Source organism: Ralstonia sp. 1B3 (assembly GCF_036631435.1).
Window position 1 is genome coordinate 51,517 of sequence record NZ_JAPNUG010000002.1, and the last position, 15,885, is coordinate 67,401.

General features: G+C 64.4%; 10 protein-coding genes and 2 pseudogenes. 2 read left to right on the top strand and 10 right to left on the bottom strand.

Features of this window, described 5'->3' with window-relative positions; translation table 11 throughout:
• Positions 1-171: 171 nt before the first annotated feature.
• From OWR21_RS00445 to ttcA, 4 genes are all read right to left on the bottom strand, one after another.
• On the bottom strand, positions 172-1,716 hold the full coding sequence (locus tag OWR21_RS00445; RefSeq protein ID WP_332394324.1) for a TnsD family Tn7-like transposition protein: 1,545 nt from the start codon (positions 1,714-1,716) through the stop codon (positions 172-174).
• A 132-nt stretch (positions 1,717-1,848) separates the two neighbouring features.
• On the bottom strand, positions 1,849-3,687 hold the full coding sequence (gene glmS, locus OWR21_RS00450; protein ID WP_027678560.1) for a glutamine--fructose-6-phosphate transaminase (isomerizing): 1,839 nt from the start codon (positions 3,685-3,687) through the stop codon (positions 1,849-1,851).
• 116 nt (positions 3,688-3,803) lie between these two features.
• Positions 3,804-5,171, bottom strand: coding sequence for a bifunctional UDP-N-acetylglucosamine diphosphorylase/glucosamine-1-phosphate N-acetyltransferase GlmU (gene glmU / locus OWR21_RS00455; RefSeq protein ID WP_316883449.1), 1,368 nt, complete (start codon positions 5,169-5,171; stop codon positions 3,804-3,806).
• A 326-nt stretch (positions 5,172-5,497) separates the two neighbouring features.
• Positions 5,498-6,445 carry a tRNA 2-thiocytidine(32) synthetase TtcA gene (gene ttcA / locus OWR21_RS00460; RefSeq protein ID WP_147218976.1) on the bottom strand — a complete coding sequence of 316 codons (948 nt, stop codon included), beginning with the start codon at positions 6,443-6,445 and terminating at the stop codon, positions 5,498-5,500.
• A 166-nt stretch (positions 6,446-6,611) separates the two neighbouring features.
• Here ttcA and panE point away from each other — a divergent pair, with 166 nt between their 5' ends.
• Positions 6,612-7,568 (top strand): 2-dehydropantoate 2-reductase, encoded by a 957-nt coding sequence (gene panE, locus OWR21_RS00465; protein WP_332394326.1) that lies wholly within the window; start codon positions 6,612-6,614, stop codon positions 7,566-7,568.
• 286 nt (positions 7,569-7,854) lie between these two features.
• Here the strand turns inward: panE and OWR21_RS00470 are convergent.
• From OWR21_RS00470 to OWR21_RS00495, 6 genes and pseudogenes are all read right to left on the bottom strand, one after another.
• Positions 7,855-9,593: pseudogene (locus tag OWR21_RS00470) on the bottom strand (efflux transporter outer membrane subunit).
• A gap of 7 nt (positions 9,594-9,600) precedes the next feature.
• Complete coding sequence (locus OWR21_RS00475) at positions 9,601-10,770, bottom strand: ABC transporter permease (RefSeq protein WP_147218640.1); 1,170 nt, start codon at positions 10,768-10,770, stop codon at positions 9,601-9,603.
• Positions 10,767-11,738, bottom strand: coding sequence for an ABC transporter ATP-binding protein (locus tag OWR21_RS00480; protein ID WP_147218642.1), 972 nt, complete (start codon positions 11,736-11,738; stop codon positions 10,767-10,769). Before OWR21_RS00480 ends, OWR21_RS00475 begins: the two co-directional genes overlap by 4 nt.
• A complete protein-coding gene (locus OWR21_RS00485; RefSeq protein ID WP_332394329.1) occupies positions 11,735-12,709 on the bottom strand; it encodes an HlyD family secretion protein in 975 nt (324 codons plus the stop codon). Before OWR21_RS00485 ends, OWR21_RS00480 begins: the two co-directional genes overlap by 4 nt.
• A gap of 58 nt (positions 12,710-12,767) precedes the next feature.
• On the bottom strand, positions 12,768-13,532 hold the full coding sequence (locus tag OWR21_RS00490) for a TetR/AcrR family transcriptional regulator (RefSeq protein WP_147218646.1): 765 nt from the start codon (positions 13,530-13,532) through the stop codon (positions 12,768-12,770).
• An 82-nt stretch (positions 13,533-13,614) separates the two neighbouring features.
• Positions 13,615-14,538 carry a LysR family transcriptional regulator gene (locus tag OWR21_RS00495; RefSeq protein ID WP_332394331.1) on the bottom strand — a complete coding sequence of 308 codons (924 nt, stop codon included), beginning with the start codon at positions 14,536-14,538 and terminating at the stop codon, positions 13,615-13,617.
• A 118-nt stretch (positions 14,539-14,656) separates the two neighbouring features.
• On the opposite strand from OWR21_RS00495, the pseudogene rocD reads away from it, so the two are divergent.
• Positions 14,657-15,882 (top strand): annotated as a pseudogene (gene rocD / locus OWR21_RS00500) (ornithine--oxo-acid transaminase).
• The last annotated feature ends 3 nt before the right edge of the window (positions 15,883-15,885 follow it).

Genomic DNA, 15,885 nt, shown 5'->3' on the forward strand with positions numbered 1-15,885 from the left:
AGCTCAAACCGATCTGCCAATCCCGAAGTATCCGCATCACGTCTGACGGGCCGGCTACTTCTGGAACAACTTTTAGCGCACAGTAGTCCATTAGAACCTGCCCCTTGCGCACCTCCACCCCGGATATCTTGCAAACCTTGCTCCTTGACCACGCGCGAGCGGACGGCTGAGTCAAAGCCCATAGGATTCTACGAATATAGAAATGCCAGGGCGATTCACACGCAGCCGCCAGCTCCTTCTCAACAGAGGGAATCTCGGCAGATCTGAAGTGGGATTGTGTTTCCAGCCAATTCGCCTCAGCAACAGTTGTCGAGTGCCTCGCTCGGGATACTCGGCTCCGTTGTAGAAACGAGGCGCGAATTGCATGAGTTCCTTTGCCCAGAATGCGTCGTTTGGATGTGAGTTGGGTGTGGTGTCCCCTGAGGACTTGTAGTCTCGCTGGCTGCCACGCTCCAGCTCCTTCCGCAGGTCATCGAGCGCACCGGGATTCTGCCGAACAAGACGCTTCATCAGGCCGTAGTGCTCTCGCCACAGCGTATCGAGATCGCAGTTCGGAATTGCTTTTGAAGCTGCGACAACTTGCCCAATTAGGTCGCCTGATAGCGGCGGCTGGTCGGGAACCTCCGTTCGAGCAAGGCGCTTAGTCAATCGCGCACGGGGATGCAGTGCAATCTCACGGTACCGAGTTAGAAATCGTTCGGCCTCCTCGTAGAGGAAGAACGAAAGTAGCAAATGCCTGCCGAGGTGGACCTCCCATGTCGCGCTCTCGATCAGGATATGAAGCCATGCTGAGAGTCGATCAGTGCGAAACGCGGGATCAACTCGTTTGACGAACTTCTCGCCATATCGATCCACAATCTGCCGAATCAACTCTTTTCGATTGACTGCGCCTCTATGCGTCACCCCTAGCTCGTGGATGCCGGCCCGGTAAAGTTGGACAATTCCCTCACGCGAGGCGCCGCGGAGGCCTGATATCAACAACTGAGCAGCAAAGCGAGCGAAGGCGATAGCGTGGTCGCCCTCGTCCGCGAGGAGCCCCTCGACTTGTTGGTCAGTCGGCTTTCTTCCACAAGCAGAACAGCCCCGCCACGGGGTCAATACCAAGTCTGCCTTTCGCTCAAAGGGGCACCGACATGTGGGGCATTGCTCTAAGAGTGGAATGCCATGGCGGAAGCATACGGAAACGCCGGGTATCTGATGTGCATTCAGAATAGCTGGCGTGCCGTACCTGTCTTCATTTTCCGTCAGACATTGAGGGCAAAGACGCGTCCGATTAAATGCGCCGGCTGTGTGTTTTGGAAGCCCCTGGAGCACCGCGTCGATATGGCTTTGCTCGTCCCGCGCAGCGAACTCAGCGCCAGTAAACATTTCCAATAGCGGAAACATGGTGCTCTCTCGCAGGAGGCACTGAATCGTCTGACTTGGTCGTGTGAAAAAACGATCACCTAGGGCTCCAACATATGACGGAACCCAGGCTGTGAGTTGGAACGGCAAACGCCGGAAGAGCTCTGCGTACGTATCCCGCGTAGTTAGGTTTCCACTGGTAACGTGATACCGCCCAACCTGGGAAATCAAGCTTTCCCCTGGGATAGGCGGGGCACACAAAGCTAGCGGTTCGCGATAGGCCTGTGCGAGCAACGCAGCGGCGTCGAGCTGCTCGCCCCGGCCATCAAAGCAATCGTATGCTGCCTCAACTACCTCAACGGCTGGTACCAAACGTCGACCACCTCATGTGGAACTCTGGGCCGAAACGCCCCAGGACAAACATATTTTTCAGAACCCAAACATATTTGCGCTGGGGCCAACATATTTGTAAATGATCATTTCTGTTTCTGCGCCTGCCGAAACTTACTCGACAGTCACCGATTTCGCCAGGTTGCGCGGCTTGTCGACGTCGGTGCCGCGCGCCAGCGCCGTGTGATACGCCAGCAGCTGCAGCGGCACCACGTGCAGGATCGGCGAGAGCTGGCCGTAGTGCTCCGGCATGCGGATTACTTGGATGCCGTCGCTCGACTGAATATGCGTATCGGCGTCGGCAAACACGTACAGCTTGCCGCCGCGCGCGCGCACTTCCTGGATGTTCGACTTGAGCTTTTCGAGCAGCGCGTCGTTCGGGGCGACGGTCACGACCGGCATCTGCTCGGTCACCAGGGCCAGCGGGCCGTGCTTGAGTTCGCCGGCCGGGTAGGCCTCTGCGTGGATGTACGAGATTTCCTTGAGCTTGAGCGCGCCCTCCAGGGCGATCGGGTAATGCAGACCGCGGCCGAGGAACAGCGCGTTTTCGCGGCGGGCAAATTCGTCCGACCACGCGATGATCTGCGGCTCGAGCGCCAGCACCGCGTTCAGCGCCGACGGGAGGTGGCGCAGATGGCGCAGTGCATCTTCTTCCTGCTCGGCGTTCAGATGACCGCGCAGCTTGGCGAACGTCAGCGCCAGCATGTACAGCGCGGCCAGCTGCGTGGTGAATGCCTTGGTGGACGCCACGCCGATCTCGGTGCCGGCGCGCGTGAGGAACTTGAGCTGCGTCTCGCGAACCATGGCGCTGGTCGCCACGTTGCAGATAGCGAGCGTATGCGTGTGGCCCAGTTCGCGTGCGTGGCGCAGTGCGGCCAGCGTGTCGGCGGTTTCGCCCGATTGCGAGATCACGACGACCAGCGCGTTCGGGTTGGGCACCGTCTCGCGGTAACGGTATTCGCTGGCAACCTCGACCTGCGTCGGGATCTTGGCGATCGATTCAAGCCAGTACTTGGCCGTGCAGCCCGAGTAGTAGCTCGTGCCGCACGCCAGGATCAGCACGCTGTCGACCTTGGGCAGCACCTGGGCTGCTTCGGGGCCAAACAGGTCAGGCGCAAAGCCTTGCACGCCTTCGAGCGTGTCGCCCAGGGCGCGCGGCTGCTCGAAGATTTCCTTCTGCATGAAGTGGCGGAAGGGGCCGAGTTCCACAGCAGCAGCGTAGGTGCCGACTTCCTTCACTTCACGCTCGACGATCTTGTCGTTTGCATCGGCCACGGTGAAGCCGTCGCGGGTGAGTTCCACCACGTCGCCTTCTTCCAGGTAGGCCATGCGGCTCGCGGTGCCGGCCACGGCCAGCGCGTCGGAGGCGAGGAACGATTCGTTCTCGCCGATCGCCACCACCAGCGGCGAGCCGGCGCGCGCGCCCACCACCACGTCGGGGTTGTCGCGTGCAAACACGGCAATCGCATAGGCGCCGTGCAGGCGCTTGACCGAGGCACGCACCGAGGCGAACAGGTCGCCGCGCGTGGCGCTGCTGGGGTACGTGTAGGCCTGGTGGATCAGGTGCGCGACGACTTCCGTATCCGTCTGCGATTCAAAGCCGTAGCCGACGGCTTTGAGTTCTTCGCGCAGCGCTTCGTAGTTTTCGATGATGCCGTTGTGCACCAGGGCGATGGTGTCGCCCGAGAAGTGCGGGTGCGCGTTGACGGTATCCGGCCGGCCATGCGTGGCCCAGCGGGTGTGCGCGATGCCGATGGCGCCATCGAGGTGGCTGGTCTGTGCCTGGGCATCGAGATCGGCCACGCGCGACACGGTGCGCGCGCGCTCGAGCTGTCCGTCACGCTGTACGGCGACGCCGCAGGAGTCGTAGCCGCGGTATTCCAGGCGGCGCAGGCCTTCGATCAGGACGGGAACGATATTGCGCGTGGAAACCGCGCCAACGATACCGCACATGTTGATTTCTCCAGTTGGGGTGCGGCCGCACGTTCAATGTGCGCCGCACTCGGTAATTCAGTATCGATGCTCGTGTGCCGAAGCGGCATCCGCTGTTCGGCGCAGGAGAAAACCAGTCAACCTTCCTTCTTCTGCTTGACCGGGCGTTGCCAGCTGTCGATGGTGACCTGCCGTGCGCGCGAGACCGTCAGCTTGCCGTCGGGCGCATCCTTGGTCAGCGTGGTGCCGGCGCCCAGCGTCGCGCCCTTGCCCACGCGCACCGGCGCCACGAGCTGCGTGTCGGAACCGATGAAGGCGTCGTCTTCGATGACGGTGCGGAATTTGTTCGCACCGTCGTAGTTGCACGTGATGGTGCCCGCGCCGATGTTGACGCGCGAGCCGACCGTGGCGTCGCCCACGTAGGCCAGGTGGTTGGCCTTGCTGTGCGCCGCGATCTGGCTGTTCTTGACCTCGACAAAGTTGCCGATGTGCACGTCTTCGGCCAGCTCGGTGCCCGGGCGCAGCCGCGCATACGGGCCGATGCGCGAGTCCGCGCCAACCTTGGCGCGCTCGATGTGGCAGAACGGCAGAATCTCGGCGCCGGCCTCGATGGCGGCATCGCGGATCACCGCATTGGCGCCGATGCGCACGCCGTCAGCCAGCGTGACGTCGCCCTCGAAGATGCAGTTGACGTCGATCACCACGTCGCGGCCGCAGGTGAGCTTGCCGCGCACGTCGATGCGCGCCGGGTCGACGAGCGTCACGCCGTCTTCCAGCAGTTGCTGCGCGATGTTGCGCTGGTGAATGCGCTCCAGCTCCGCCAACTGCACCTTGCTGTTCACGCCCAGCGTTTCCCACTCGGCCAGCGGATGGGCGGACGTGATGGGCACGCCTTCGCTGGCGGCGCGCTCGATCACGTCGGTCAGGTAGTACTCGCCCTGCGCGTTGTCGTTGGAGAGCGTGGCAAGCCAGCTCTTGAGCTTGGCCGTCGGGCACACCAGGATGCCGGTGTTCACCTCATGGATGGCGAGTTGCGTTTCGTTGGCGTCTTTCTGCTCGACGATGCGCGTGATGCGGCCGGCGGCGTCGCGCACGATGCGGCCGTAGCCGGTCGGGTCGCCCAGGTGCACGGTCAGCACGCCCAGGTGATCGTTGCCGGCGGCGCCCACCAGCGCGCTCAGCGTTTCAGCGCGGGTGAGCGGCACATCGCCGTAGAGCACCAGGGTGGGCACGCTCTCGTCGAGCTGGTCCACGGCCTGCATGACGGCGTGGCCGGTGCCAAGTTGCTTGTCTTGCGTGGCGAAAGCGATGTCGGGCGCGCCAACCATCTCGCGCACCCGATCGCCGCCATGACCAACGACGACCACCAGCCGCGTCGGCGACAGGGTGCGCGCGGTTTCAATGACGTGCGCCAGCAGCGATTTGCCGGCCAGGGGGTGCAGCACTTTCGGCAGGGCGGAGCGCATGCGTTTGCCCATGCCTGCCGCCAGGATGACGATATTCACAAGGAGGTTCCTAGAGTGACTCGAAGCGATAGCCTGCGACGGGTTGCCGGCACCGGGATTGGCTGCCTGAAACCCACCGCCCGCCACCTCCCCTCAGGATGGCCGGACCGCCTGCAAACCCTTCTGCGGGGCGCTTTTGCGGCGTATAAGACACAGATGGAAAAATTCTAGCATGGGGCCCACCCTCCCCCTGAACCGGTCAAACGGTGGAATTGTTGCAATCGCGCCATTACCGAGACGGTTAGGCCGCCGGCCGGTCAGGCGGATGGCGGAGCGCACGCAGCGCATGTGCGCCGCGTGTGTCACCTGTGTGAAGCGCGCCGCGCTCAGCTTGCCGCGGCCTCCCCGGACACGGCCTGCTCGGCGGGCTTGTCGCCCGGTTTGCGCTCAAACCGCACGAACTCGATGCGGTCGTCGTGCGAGCCGGCAAACACCAGCGGGGCTTGGTCATAGGCGGTCTGGCCGAACAGCGCGTCTTCGCCGATCTTCGCCAGGCCGGTGGTCAGGCCGTTGAAGTCGAACAGATCGGTATCGGCCAGGTGCGACGGCACGACGTTCTGCAGCGAAGCGAAGATGTTGTCGATGCGGCCCGGCGTCTGGCGCTCCCACTCCAGCAGCATCTCCTTGACCTTCTTGCGCTGCAGGTTTTCCTGCGAGCCGCAGAGGTTGCACGGGATGATCGGGAATTCCATCGCGCGGGCGTAGGAAGCGATGTCCTTTTCCGCGCAATAGGCGAGCGGCCGGATGACGATGTGGTCGCCGTTGTCGGTGGCCAGCTTGGGCGGCATCGACTTCATCTTGCCGCCGAAGAACATGTTCAGGAAGAAGGTGTTGACGATGTCGTCGCGGTGATGGCCCAGCGCGATCTTGTTGGCGCCCAGCTCCTTGGCCGTGCGGTAGATCACGCCGCGGCGCAGGCGCGAGCACAGCGAGCACGTCGTCTTGCCCTCGGGCACCTTCTCCTTGACGATCGAATAGGTGTCCGCCTCGACGATCACATATTCCACGCCCAGCTTCTTCAGGTAGTTGGGCAGCACCTCTTCCGGAAAGCCGGGCTGCTTCTGGTCGAGGTTCATCGCAATCAGCTTGAAGTCGACCGGCGCGCGCTTCTGCAGCGCCATCAGCACGGACAGCATCGTGTACGAATCCTTGCCGCCAGACAGGCACACGAGGATGGTGTCGCCGTCTTCGATCATCTTGAAGTCGCCGATGGCGCGGCCAACCTGCGACTGCAGACGGGTTTCGAGGCGGTGGAAATTATTGGAAAACGTCATGGCATATCGACCCCGCCAGCGCTGAATAATGGCCGGACGGGCGTCAAATTGTGAGGAAAATCAGCATTTTAGCGCGCGCGGGGCGCCGCCTGCAGGGTGGCGCGAACAGGCCTAGAATCGTTTGCCTATCTTTGGCTCGATGGAAACGAACCCCATGAGGACAGCAATGCGGATTCTGGTGCTTGGCGCCGGTGGCACCGGCGGTTATTTCGGTGGGCGGCTCGCCCAGGCGGGCGCAGACGTGACGTTCCTGGTGCGCCCCGCGCGGGCGGCGCGGTTGCGCGAACACGGTCTGGTGATCCGCAGCCCGCACGGCGACGCGCAATTGCCCGTGCAGACCGTCACCGCAGACCAGGCGGCGGCTTGGGGCCGTGCCGACCTGGTGCTGCTGAGCTGCAAGGCCTACGACCTGGAAGACGCCATCACGGCCATCCGCCCCGTGGTGGGTGAGCGCACGGTGGTGCTGCCGGTGCTCAACGGGCTCGCGCATCTGGAACGGCTCGATGCGGCGTTTGGTGAATCGCGGGTGCTCGGTGGGCTGTGCCACATCAGTGCGACAAGTGCGCCGGATGGCGCGGTGCTGCACCTGAGCAACGGCCAGGGCCCCGCCGCGCATTCGATCACCTTTGGGGAGCGCACGCCGCATGCGCCCCGCGAGCGCACCGAGGCGATTCGCGATGTGTTTGCCACGGCCAACTTTGATTCCGTGCTGGCCGAGAACGTCATGCAGGACATGTGGGAGAAATTCACGTTCCTCACTTCGCTGGCGGCAATGACGTGCCTGATGCGGGCGACGGTGGGCGAGATTGTTGCCACGGATGAGGGCGCGGCGCTGAACGAGGCGATGTTCAACGCGTGCGAGCGCGTGGCGGCAGCGTCGGGGTATCCGAATCGGCAGGCGGCGCGCGAGCGTGCGCTGAACGTGCTGACGCAGGCTGGGTCGCCGCTGACGGCATCGATGCTGCGGGATCTGGAGAGTGGTGCGCGGGTGGAGGCGGATCACATCGTGGGGGACATGTTGCGCCGTGGGCGGGCGTTGGGCGTTGATGTGTCGCTGCTGCGGGTGGCGTTTGCGCATTTGCAGGCTTATCAGCAGCGGTTGTTGCGGGCGGCGGCTGGCTGACTGTTTGTTTTTTGCGCTTTGGGTTCGCCCTTGTTTCACCCCCTGCCGGTGGCGACTCACTTTCTTTGTCTTGCCAAAGAAAGTAAGCAAAAAAGGCGCGCCCGAGATGGCGACTTCCCCTTGAATTTCTGTGACCGTGCGGGGAAGGAGGCAAACTCGCTGCGCTCAAACAGGCCTCCTTCCTTTTTCCGCCCGCTCACAGAAATTCAAGGCGCCATCTAGGGCAGGGTACGGCCACACCGGCTGAAGGCTTGCGTTGTCGATTGGGTTTCCCTTTGTCGTGGGTTTATTGCCAACCGCCACCCAATGCCTGCATGAGCGCGGCGGAGTCTAGCAACCTGTCGGCTTGGCTCTGCACCTGTTGCAGCGTGGCTTGGTCGACCTGGCGCTGGGCGTCCAGCAACGTTAGCGTGCTGATGCCGCCGGCGGCGTGGCGGGCTTGGGCGGCGCGCAGGGTCTGTTGCGCCTGGTCGGTTGCCTGCGCTCGGGCCTGCAGCGTTTGGGCGTCGTTGTTGACGGCGTGCAGGGCGTCGGCCACTTCTTGCAGGCCTTGCAATACGGCTTGCTTGTAGGCGGCGCCGGCAGCGTCGTAGGCGGCTTCGGCTTCGCGCTTTTGGCGCGCAGGGTGCCGCCGTGGAAGATCGGCTGCGTGAACCCGGCGCCGAGGTTCCAGATGCTCGACCCGGCGCCGAGGAGGTTGCGGAAGCTGGTGGTTTCCGAACCCAGGCCTGCGGACAACGTGATGCGCGGGAACAGGTTGGCCGTGGCCACGCCCACGTTGGCGCTGGCTTCGTGCCACATCGCTTCGGCAGCGCGGATGTCGGGGCGGCGCTGCGCGAGCGTGGATGGCAGCGACACCGGCAGCGGGTCGGGCAAATGCAGCGTGTCGAGCGATGGCAAGTCCGGCAACCCAGCGCCGGGCTCACGGCCGAGCAATACCGATAGACGATGCCGCTGCTGCGCGGCCTGTTGCACGAGCGGCGGCAGCGTCGCGTCGGTCTGCGCGACGAGCGTGCGCTGCGAGAACGCATCGACCTGCGCGACGCCGCCCACGCTCAACCTCCGCTCGGTGATCTCCAACTGCTTGCGCTGCTCGGCCGCCAATCGCTGCGTGGTCGCGATCTGCGCATCCAGCGCGGCAATCCGCACCACGGTCGTCACCACATTGCCCGCCAGAGATAGGCGTGCCGCCTCCAGTTCATAACGCTGCGTATCGACCTGCGCTTGCGATGCCTCCAGCGCCCTGCGCACGCCGCCAAAAATATCCAGCGCATACGACACCGACAGCGACGCCGAATACAACGTGAACGGCCCCGGCTTGGGCGTGTTGAACCCGAATGCCTCCGGGTTAATCTGCTGACGCACCGCCGACACGGTGCCATCCACCGACGGCAACGCATAACCGAACTGCGCCTGCGCTTCGGCCTGCGCCTGACGCAAGCGTGCCTCTGCCTGCATGACCGACGGACTCGCGCGCAACGCCTCGTCCACCAACGCATCCAGCGCCGGCGATCGGAACAGGTGCCACCAATCGGCCGGCACGTTGGCATCGACAAGATGCTGCGCTTCGCCGCCAACAACGGGCGCGGATGCGGTTTCGCGCGGAACAGGCTGCGCGGAATAGCCGGTAGCCGCAGGCCCCGCGGGCGCTTTGAAATCGGGACCGACGGCACAGCCACTCACAGCCAGTGCGGCGATCAACACGACCCCCGCCGCACATTCGCCAGCCGCCAACGCACGCCCCAACGTCAGCAAACGGGACCAGATGGTGTGGCCGTACCCTGCCCTAGATGGCGCCTTGAATTTCTGTTGCAGAGAGGAAGTAGGAAGGGAAACTGTTTGAGAGAAGCGAGTTTTTCCCTTCCCCTCTCTGCGACATAAACTCAAGGGGAATTCGCCATCTCGGGCGCGCCTTTCTTTGCTTACCTTTCTTTGGCAAGACAAAGAAAGTAAGTCGGCCCCGGCAGGGGACGAAACGAGAGATGCACCACCAGCCTCAGCACGTCGAATCCACAGCATCCACATAGCCACCTCAATCCAACGTCCTGCGATAAAACCGCAACGCCACCCCCAACACCACCACCGTAAACACCATCAGCGGCCAGATGCTCGGCCACAGCTCAAACCATCCATTGCCCTTGAGCAAAATGCCGCGCGTCAGCCGGTTGAAGTACGTCATGGGCAGCAGGTTGCCGATCACCTGCGCCCACTTGGGCATGCCCACGAACGGAAACATGAAGCCCGAGAGCAAGATGTTCGGCAGGAAGTAGAAGAACGTCAGCTGCGTCGCCTGCAGCTGGTTCTGCGCCAGCGACGACAGCGTGATCCCTACCGTCAGGCTCGCCACGATAAACAGCAGCGCCGACACGTAGACCATCCACACGCTGCCGACAAACGGCACGTGGAAAACGAAGAACGCCATCAGCAGAATGATCGTCACCTGCACCAGCCCGATGAAGATGTACGGCACGATCTTGCCCGTCATCACCTCCAGCGGATGCACCGGCGTGGCGAGCAGGTTTTCCATCGTGCCGCGCTCGCGCTCGCGCGTCATCGCCAGGCCCGTCATCATCACCATGGTCATCGTCAGGATGGTGCCCATCAGGCCGGGGATGATGTTGTACTGCGTGATGCCTTCCGGGTTGTAGAGCTTGTGGATGCGCACATCGAATGGCGGCGCGGCACCGCTCGGGCCCGCGCCCGCACCTCCTGCCAGCGGCGACAGCGCACCCTTCATGTCCTTGCTGACGACGCCCTGCACGAGTTGCGAGAGCGAAGCCACAGCCAAGCCGGTAGCAGCAGGGTCGGTAGCATCGGCTTCCACGAGCAGGGAGGGCTTCTCGCCGCGCAAGAGCCTGCGCGTGAAGTCCGGCGGGATCGTTACGACAAACTGAAGTTGCCCCTTGGCCAACGCCTCGCGCCCGGCGGTTTCGTCGGGCAGGGTCGTCGCCAAGTCGAAGTAGTCGGAGTTGCGCATGCTGGCCAGGAAGCTGCGCGTGAACTCGCTCTGGTCTGCGGCAATCACGCCGGTCAGCAGATGCTTCGGATCGGCGTTGATGGCAAAGCCGAACAGAAACAGCTGCATGATCGGAATGCCGATCATCATCGCGAACGTCACGCGGTCGCGGCGCAGTTGCAGGAATTCCTTGAGCACCACGCTCCACCAGCGCACGAGGGAAAAGCGATTGCCGTCCGGCTTCATGGCTGCGCCCCGTAGTTGTCGGAGGAGCGCTTCATCATGTGGATGAAGACGTCTTCGAGGCCGGTGTCGATCGGCTCGGCGCGCGTGCCGGATTCTCCGGCGAGCTTGCGCAGCGTGCCCTCCAGCGCTTGCGCGTCCGCGCCGGTCACATGCAGCACAGACCCAAACGCGACGGTCTGATCCACGCCGGGCTGCCCTTCCAGCTTGCGGCCCAGTTCCACCAGATTGCCGCCCGAAACCGACCATGTCGACAGATGCTGTGCGGCGATCACCTCATCGGCGGTGCCGTGCGCGAGCAGTTCGCCATACGCGATGTAGGCGAGCTTGTGGCAGCGCTCGGCTTCGTCCATGTAGTGCGTGCTGACGAGCACCGAGATGCCTTCCGCCGCCAGCCGGTGCAGTTCTTCCCAGAAGTCGCGCCGCGCTTTCGGGTCGACGCCGGCGGTGGGTTCATCGAGCAGCAGCAGCTCAGGCTTGTGGAGCATGCACGCGGCCAGCGCCAGGCGTTGCTTCCAGCCGCCGGACAGCGAGCCCGCCAGTTGCCTGGCGCGCGAGGCCAGCCCGAGATGCTCCAGCGCGTGGTCGACCACCTCTCGCCGATTGGGCATCTCGTACAGGCGCGCCACGAAATCCAGGTTCTCGCGAATCGAAAGATCATCCCAATACGAGAACCGCTGCGTCATGTAGCCGACGCGCCGCTTGATCTGCGCAGACTCCTTGAGGATGTCGTAACCGAGGCACGAACCGCTGCCGCTGTCGGGCGTCAGCAGCCCGCACATCATCCGGATCGACGTGGTCTTGCCGCTGCCGTTGGGGCCGAGAAAGCCGAAGATCTCGCCGCGCGCGACCTGCATTGAGAGGTCTTTCACAACGTGCTTGTCGCCAAAGTGCTTGTTCAGGCCATGCACGTCGATGGCGTAGTCGCCGTTGCGTGTGTGCGGTTGACCGTCGTGGCTGGCAGCGCTCATGGCAGCGTGACCTCCACGGGCTGGCCCGGGCGTAGTTTCGGACCGTCGGCCGCAGCGGGCCGCGCCTCCACCATGAAGACCAGCTTGTCGCGCGTCGCGTTGCTGTAGATGACGGGCGGCGTGTATTCGGCTTCGGTGGCGATGTAGGTGACGGTGGCGTTGATATCCGCCGCGCAGCCATCGCAGTGCAGGCGCGCGGCTTGCCCGGGCTTGAGCGCGCCGACCACGCCTTGCGGCACGAAGAACCGCACTTTCACGTTGGCCGGCGGCAGCATCCGCACCACGGGGCTGCCGGCGCCGACCCATTCGCCTTCGCGATACAGCGTGTCGAACACGAGACCGCCATGCGTAGCCTTCTGCGCTTTCTGATCGAGCCGCCATTGCGCTTGCGCCACCGCCGCACGCGCGGCTTCCACCTGCGCGGATTGCGCGCGAATCTGGTCATTGCGCGCCGGCAGCTGGGCAATGCGCAGCTGGTTGGTCAACTCACGCACGCGCTGCGCGTTGGTCTGCGCGGTCGAGCGGCTTGCATCGAGCTGCGATTGCGCGATGCCCCCAGCGCGGAACTGCGCTTCGTCCCGCGCGAGTTGCGTCGACGAAAGCTTGTCCGCCGCCACCGCCTGCGCCAGTTGCGCGCGCACCGCGTCCACTTCCGGCACGCGCTTGCCGACGTTCAGATCGGCGAGTTGCGCTTCGGCACCTTGCAGTTGCGCGACAGCCTGCTGGCGGGCCGCCGTCTCATCCACCGATTCCAGTACGAAGAGCGGCGCACCCGCGTTGACGGTCTGCCCGCGCTGCACGCCGAGATGTTCGAGCCGCCCGCCCACCGGCGAGGCCACGTAGACGAACTCGCCTTCCACATAGCCCTGGTAGGTGCGGTCGTCGTGTTTGGCGCAGCCCGCCAGCACGATGGCTGCGGCCGATACCGCCGCCAAAGACCCTGCCCTACCGATGCACAACGCTTGCCGCATACCGCCCTCCGCGGGATTCGATTGATGCGATTGATGCGATTGACCTGCCGTGTACGCCCTACTCGCGCCCCTTGCTCTTTGGCTTGGACTTGGGCTTCGATTTCGATTTCCGCTCGGCTGATTTCCCGTCCGCCTGCTCGGGCGTGGCGACTGGGCCGATGCCATGCAGCAGCAACGCGGCCACGTGCCGGCCGATGTCCTCGTCGCTGACCCGATCCGCCAGCGGCAGGCGCCCCCACAGCGCGCGCGTCGCCAGCGGCAGCATCGCCAGGCCGATCAACGACACCATCACCAGCGGCGGCTGCAAAGACGCGTTCACCGCGCCGGCGGCCTGCGCGCGCGCAATGCGGTCGACCAGCAGCGTGGCGCGCTCCAGCGCGATGCGTGCGAACACACGCTCGCGCAACTGCCCGCCCTCGCTGGCGATCTCGCGAATCCACAGCGTCGGAAACCATGGCGTGGCCGTCGCTACCGCGACCATGCGCTGCGCAACACCTGCCACCGTCTGCGCAAGGTCGGGCAGATGCGCGTCGTCGGCGATGATCGCCAGCGCCGGCCCCGTCACCTGATCGACGAGCGGCCGGATGCGCCCTTCCACCACGGCGTCGAGCAATTGATCGCGCGTCTTGAAGTGGTAATGCACCATCGGCGCCGTCACCCCGGCTTCGCGGGCGATGGCGGCAAGCGTGGTCGGGCCGACGCCATCGCGCGCAAACAATGTGACGGCAATGTCGAGCAGGCGGTCCCGGAGGTCGTCCTGCGTTGCGCCATCCTGGCGGCGGGGGCGGCCGGGGCCGCGAGCGGGAGGTTTACGGGTTGCCATGCCGCGAATATTAATTGTCGAATTAATTAATTTCAAGGCGGAAATTGACGCTGTGCAGGTCAGGAAGGGGACGATTTCGCGGCTAAGCGCGCGCGGCCGCATCGAGCTGCGCCAGCCGCACCAGCAAGCGGTCTTGGGCTTCGCTCGGGAAACTCGATGTGCGACGCACGGCAAACACGGTGTTCAGGCAGCGTCGCGCCACGATCGGGCGCACGACGTGCAAGCGCCCGCGCTCCACTGCATCCTGGATGGCGTGCAGCGGCAGCACCGACCAGCCCATGCCAGCCTCCACCAAGGTGCTCACCTCTTCCAGGTCGGAGACGTGATGCGCGCTGACGGTCGTCTCGGGCATGCGCCGGAACAGCGCCTTGAACCACAGCCCGTAGACCGCGTCGGATTCGTCGTAGGTGACGAAGGGCAGTGCCGCGCAATCAGCCAGCGTGCGCGGCGCAGCGTGCTCGCGCAGTGCGCGGGCGCTGCAGGCGAGCACAAATTCCTCGGTATAGACAGCGTGGTGCTCAAACAGGCGAGACGTGCGCGGCGTGTAGACGAAACCGAGATCGGCGCGACCGGATTCGACATGGCCGAAGACCTCCTCGTCGCTGCCGAAGGCGAGGCCCAAGCGCACCTCGTCGAGAAGCGGCGCGTCGGATTCGGGCGACGGCGTCAGGAGCGCCGGCATCAGCACATAGCGCCCGAAGCTGGAGCCGCTCGCCAGCTTGAGCGACACGCGCTCCATCTCGCCGCTGTGCAAGGCGGCGCGCAGTTCATCCAGCCCGGCAAACGCATCACGGCACCACGCACGCACCGACGTGCCGGCGCGCGTGAGCACGAGCTTGCGCCCCGAGCGCTCGAACAAAGGCACGCCGAGCCACTGCTCCAGCTGCCGCATCTGGTACGACAGCGCTGGCTGCGACACGGCCATGCGGTCTGCGGCACGCACGAAGCTGCCCTCGTTGGCGACGGTCAGGAAGCTATGCAGATAACGCAGCGGCGAGTGCGACATGGCGCGTCAATTCATCAAATTTTTGGATCGAAAAACGAAAAACATTCGATTTGATTTCAAGTCTGTCAGATCGCACAATCCGCCGCAAGTGAACGACAGATCCAGGCAGGAGGCCATCATGACGACCGCAATGCAACATCCGAGCTATGCATTGGAAGACCGTTACGGCGCACGCAACTACGCGCCCTTGCCGGTCATGCTGGAACGCGGCGAAGGCGTGTGGCTCTTCGATACGGACGGACGGCGCTACCTCGACATGATGTCGGCGTACTCGGCCGTCAGCTTTGGGCATTCGCATCCGAAACTCGTTGCCGCGCTGATAGAACAGGCCGGCCGCCTGACGCTCACATCGCGCGCCTTCCACAACGTCGAACTGGGCCCGTTCCTGGCCGACGTCTGCCGCATCACGCGCATGGACCGCGCGCTGCCCATGAACACCGGCGCCGAGGCCGTCGAAACCGCCATCAAAGCGGCCCGCAAATGGGCACGCGACGTGAAGGGCCTGGCGCCCGAGGCGGCCGAGATCATCGTCTTCGAGAACAATTTCCACGGCCGCACGACGACGATCGTCGGGTTCTCCTCGCACGATCAATATCGCTACGGATTCGGCCCGTTCGCGGGGGCTTCCGACGCATTCCGTTTGGCGACGCCGATGCGCTGCGTGCGGCCATCGGGCCCAACACCGGCGCCATCCTCATGGAACCTGTGCAAGGCGAAGGCGGCATCGTCGAACCGCCTCCTGGCTACTTGAAACTCGCACGCGAACTCGCCACCCGGCACAACGTGCTGCTGATCTGCGACGAGGTGCAAACAGGCCTCGGCCGCACGGGCGATGTGCTCGCGAGCTGGCATGAAGGCGTTGACGCCGACTTGGTGGTGCTGGGCAAGGCGCTCGGCGGCGGCATGGTGCCCGTGTCAGCCATCGCAGGGCGCGAGGCCGTCATCGGCGTGTTTCGGCCGGGGGACCACGGCTCCACGTTTGGCGGCAACCCGCTCGCAGCGCACATCGGCCGGGCGGCACTTGCCTTGCTGATGGAAGAACAACTGCCACAGCGTGCCGCGCGCGTGGGCGCAGCGTTCATCAACGAACTGAAAACGCTGGTCGGCCACGGCGTGCGGCAGGTGCGCGGACGCGGCTTGTTGATCGGCCTGCAGCTCGACGCCGACATCGACGCACACGACTTCGCCTTCGCGCTGGCCGAGCGCGGCGTGCTGACCAAGGACACCAACGGCAACGTGGTGCGCCTGACACCGCCGCTGGTGATTGGCGAGGCGGAACTGGCACTGGCGCTGGAGGCCATCCGCCGGACGCTGGCAGGGTGGCCGCGCCGCAAGGTGGCGTGACGG

Bases quoted from the DNA above. Each gene is read 5' to 3' on its own strand.
- OWR21_RS00485 (WP_332394329.1), bottom strand. From the start codon at position 12,709: ATGCGGCAAGCGTTGTGCATCGGTAGGGCAGGGTCTTTGGCGGCGGTA.
- OWR21_RS00490 (WP_147218646.1), bottom strand. From the start codon at position 13,532: ATGGCAACCCGTAAACCTCCCGCTCGCGGCCCCGGCCGCCCCCGCCGC.
- ttcA (WP_147218976.1), bottom strand. From the start codon at position 6,445: ATGACGTTTTCCAATAATTTCCACCGCCTCGAAACCCGTCTGCAGTCG.
- glmS (WP_027678560.1), bottom strand. From the start codon at position 3,687: ATGTGCGGTATCGTTGGCGCGGTTTCCACGCGCAATATCGTTCCCGTC.
- OWR21_RS00495 (WP_332394331.1), bottom strand. From the start codon at position 14,538: ATGTCGCACTCGCCGCTGCGTTATCTGCATAGCTTCCTGACCGTCGCC.
- OWR21_RS00480 (WP_147218642.1), bottom strand. From the start codon at position 11,738: ATGAGCGCTGCCAGCCACGACGGTCAACCGCACACACGCAACGGCGAC.
- OWR21_RS00475 (WP_147218640.1), bottom strand. From the start codon at position 10,770: ATGAAGCCGGACGGCAATCGCTTTTCCCTCGTGCGCTGGTGGAGCGTG.
- panE (WP_332394326.1), top strand. From the start codon at position 6,612: ATGCGGATTCTGGTGCTTGGCGCCGGTGGCACCGGCGGTTATTTCGGT.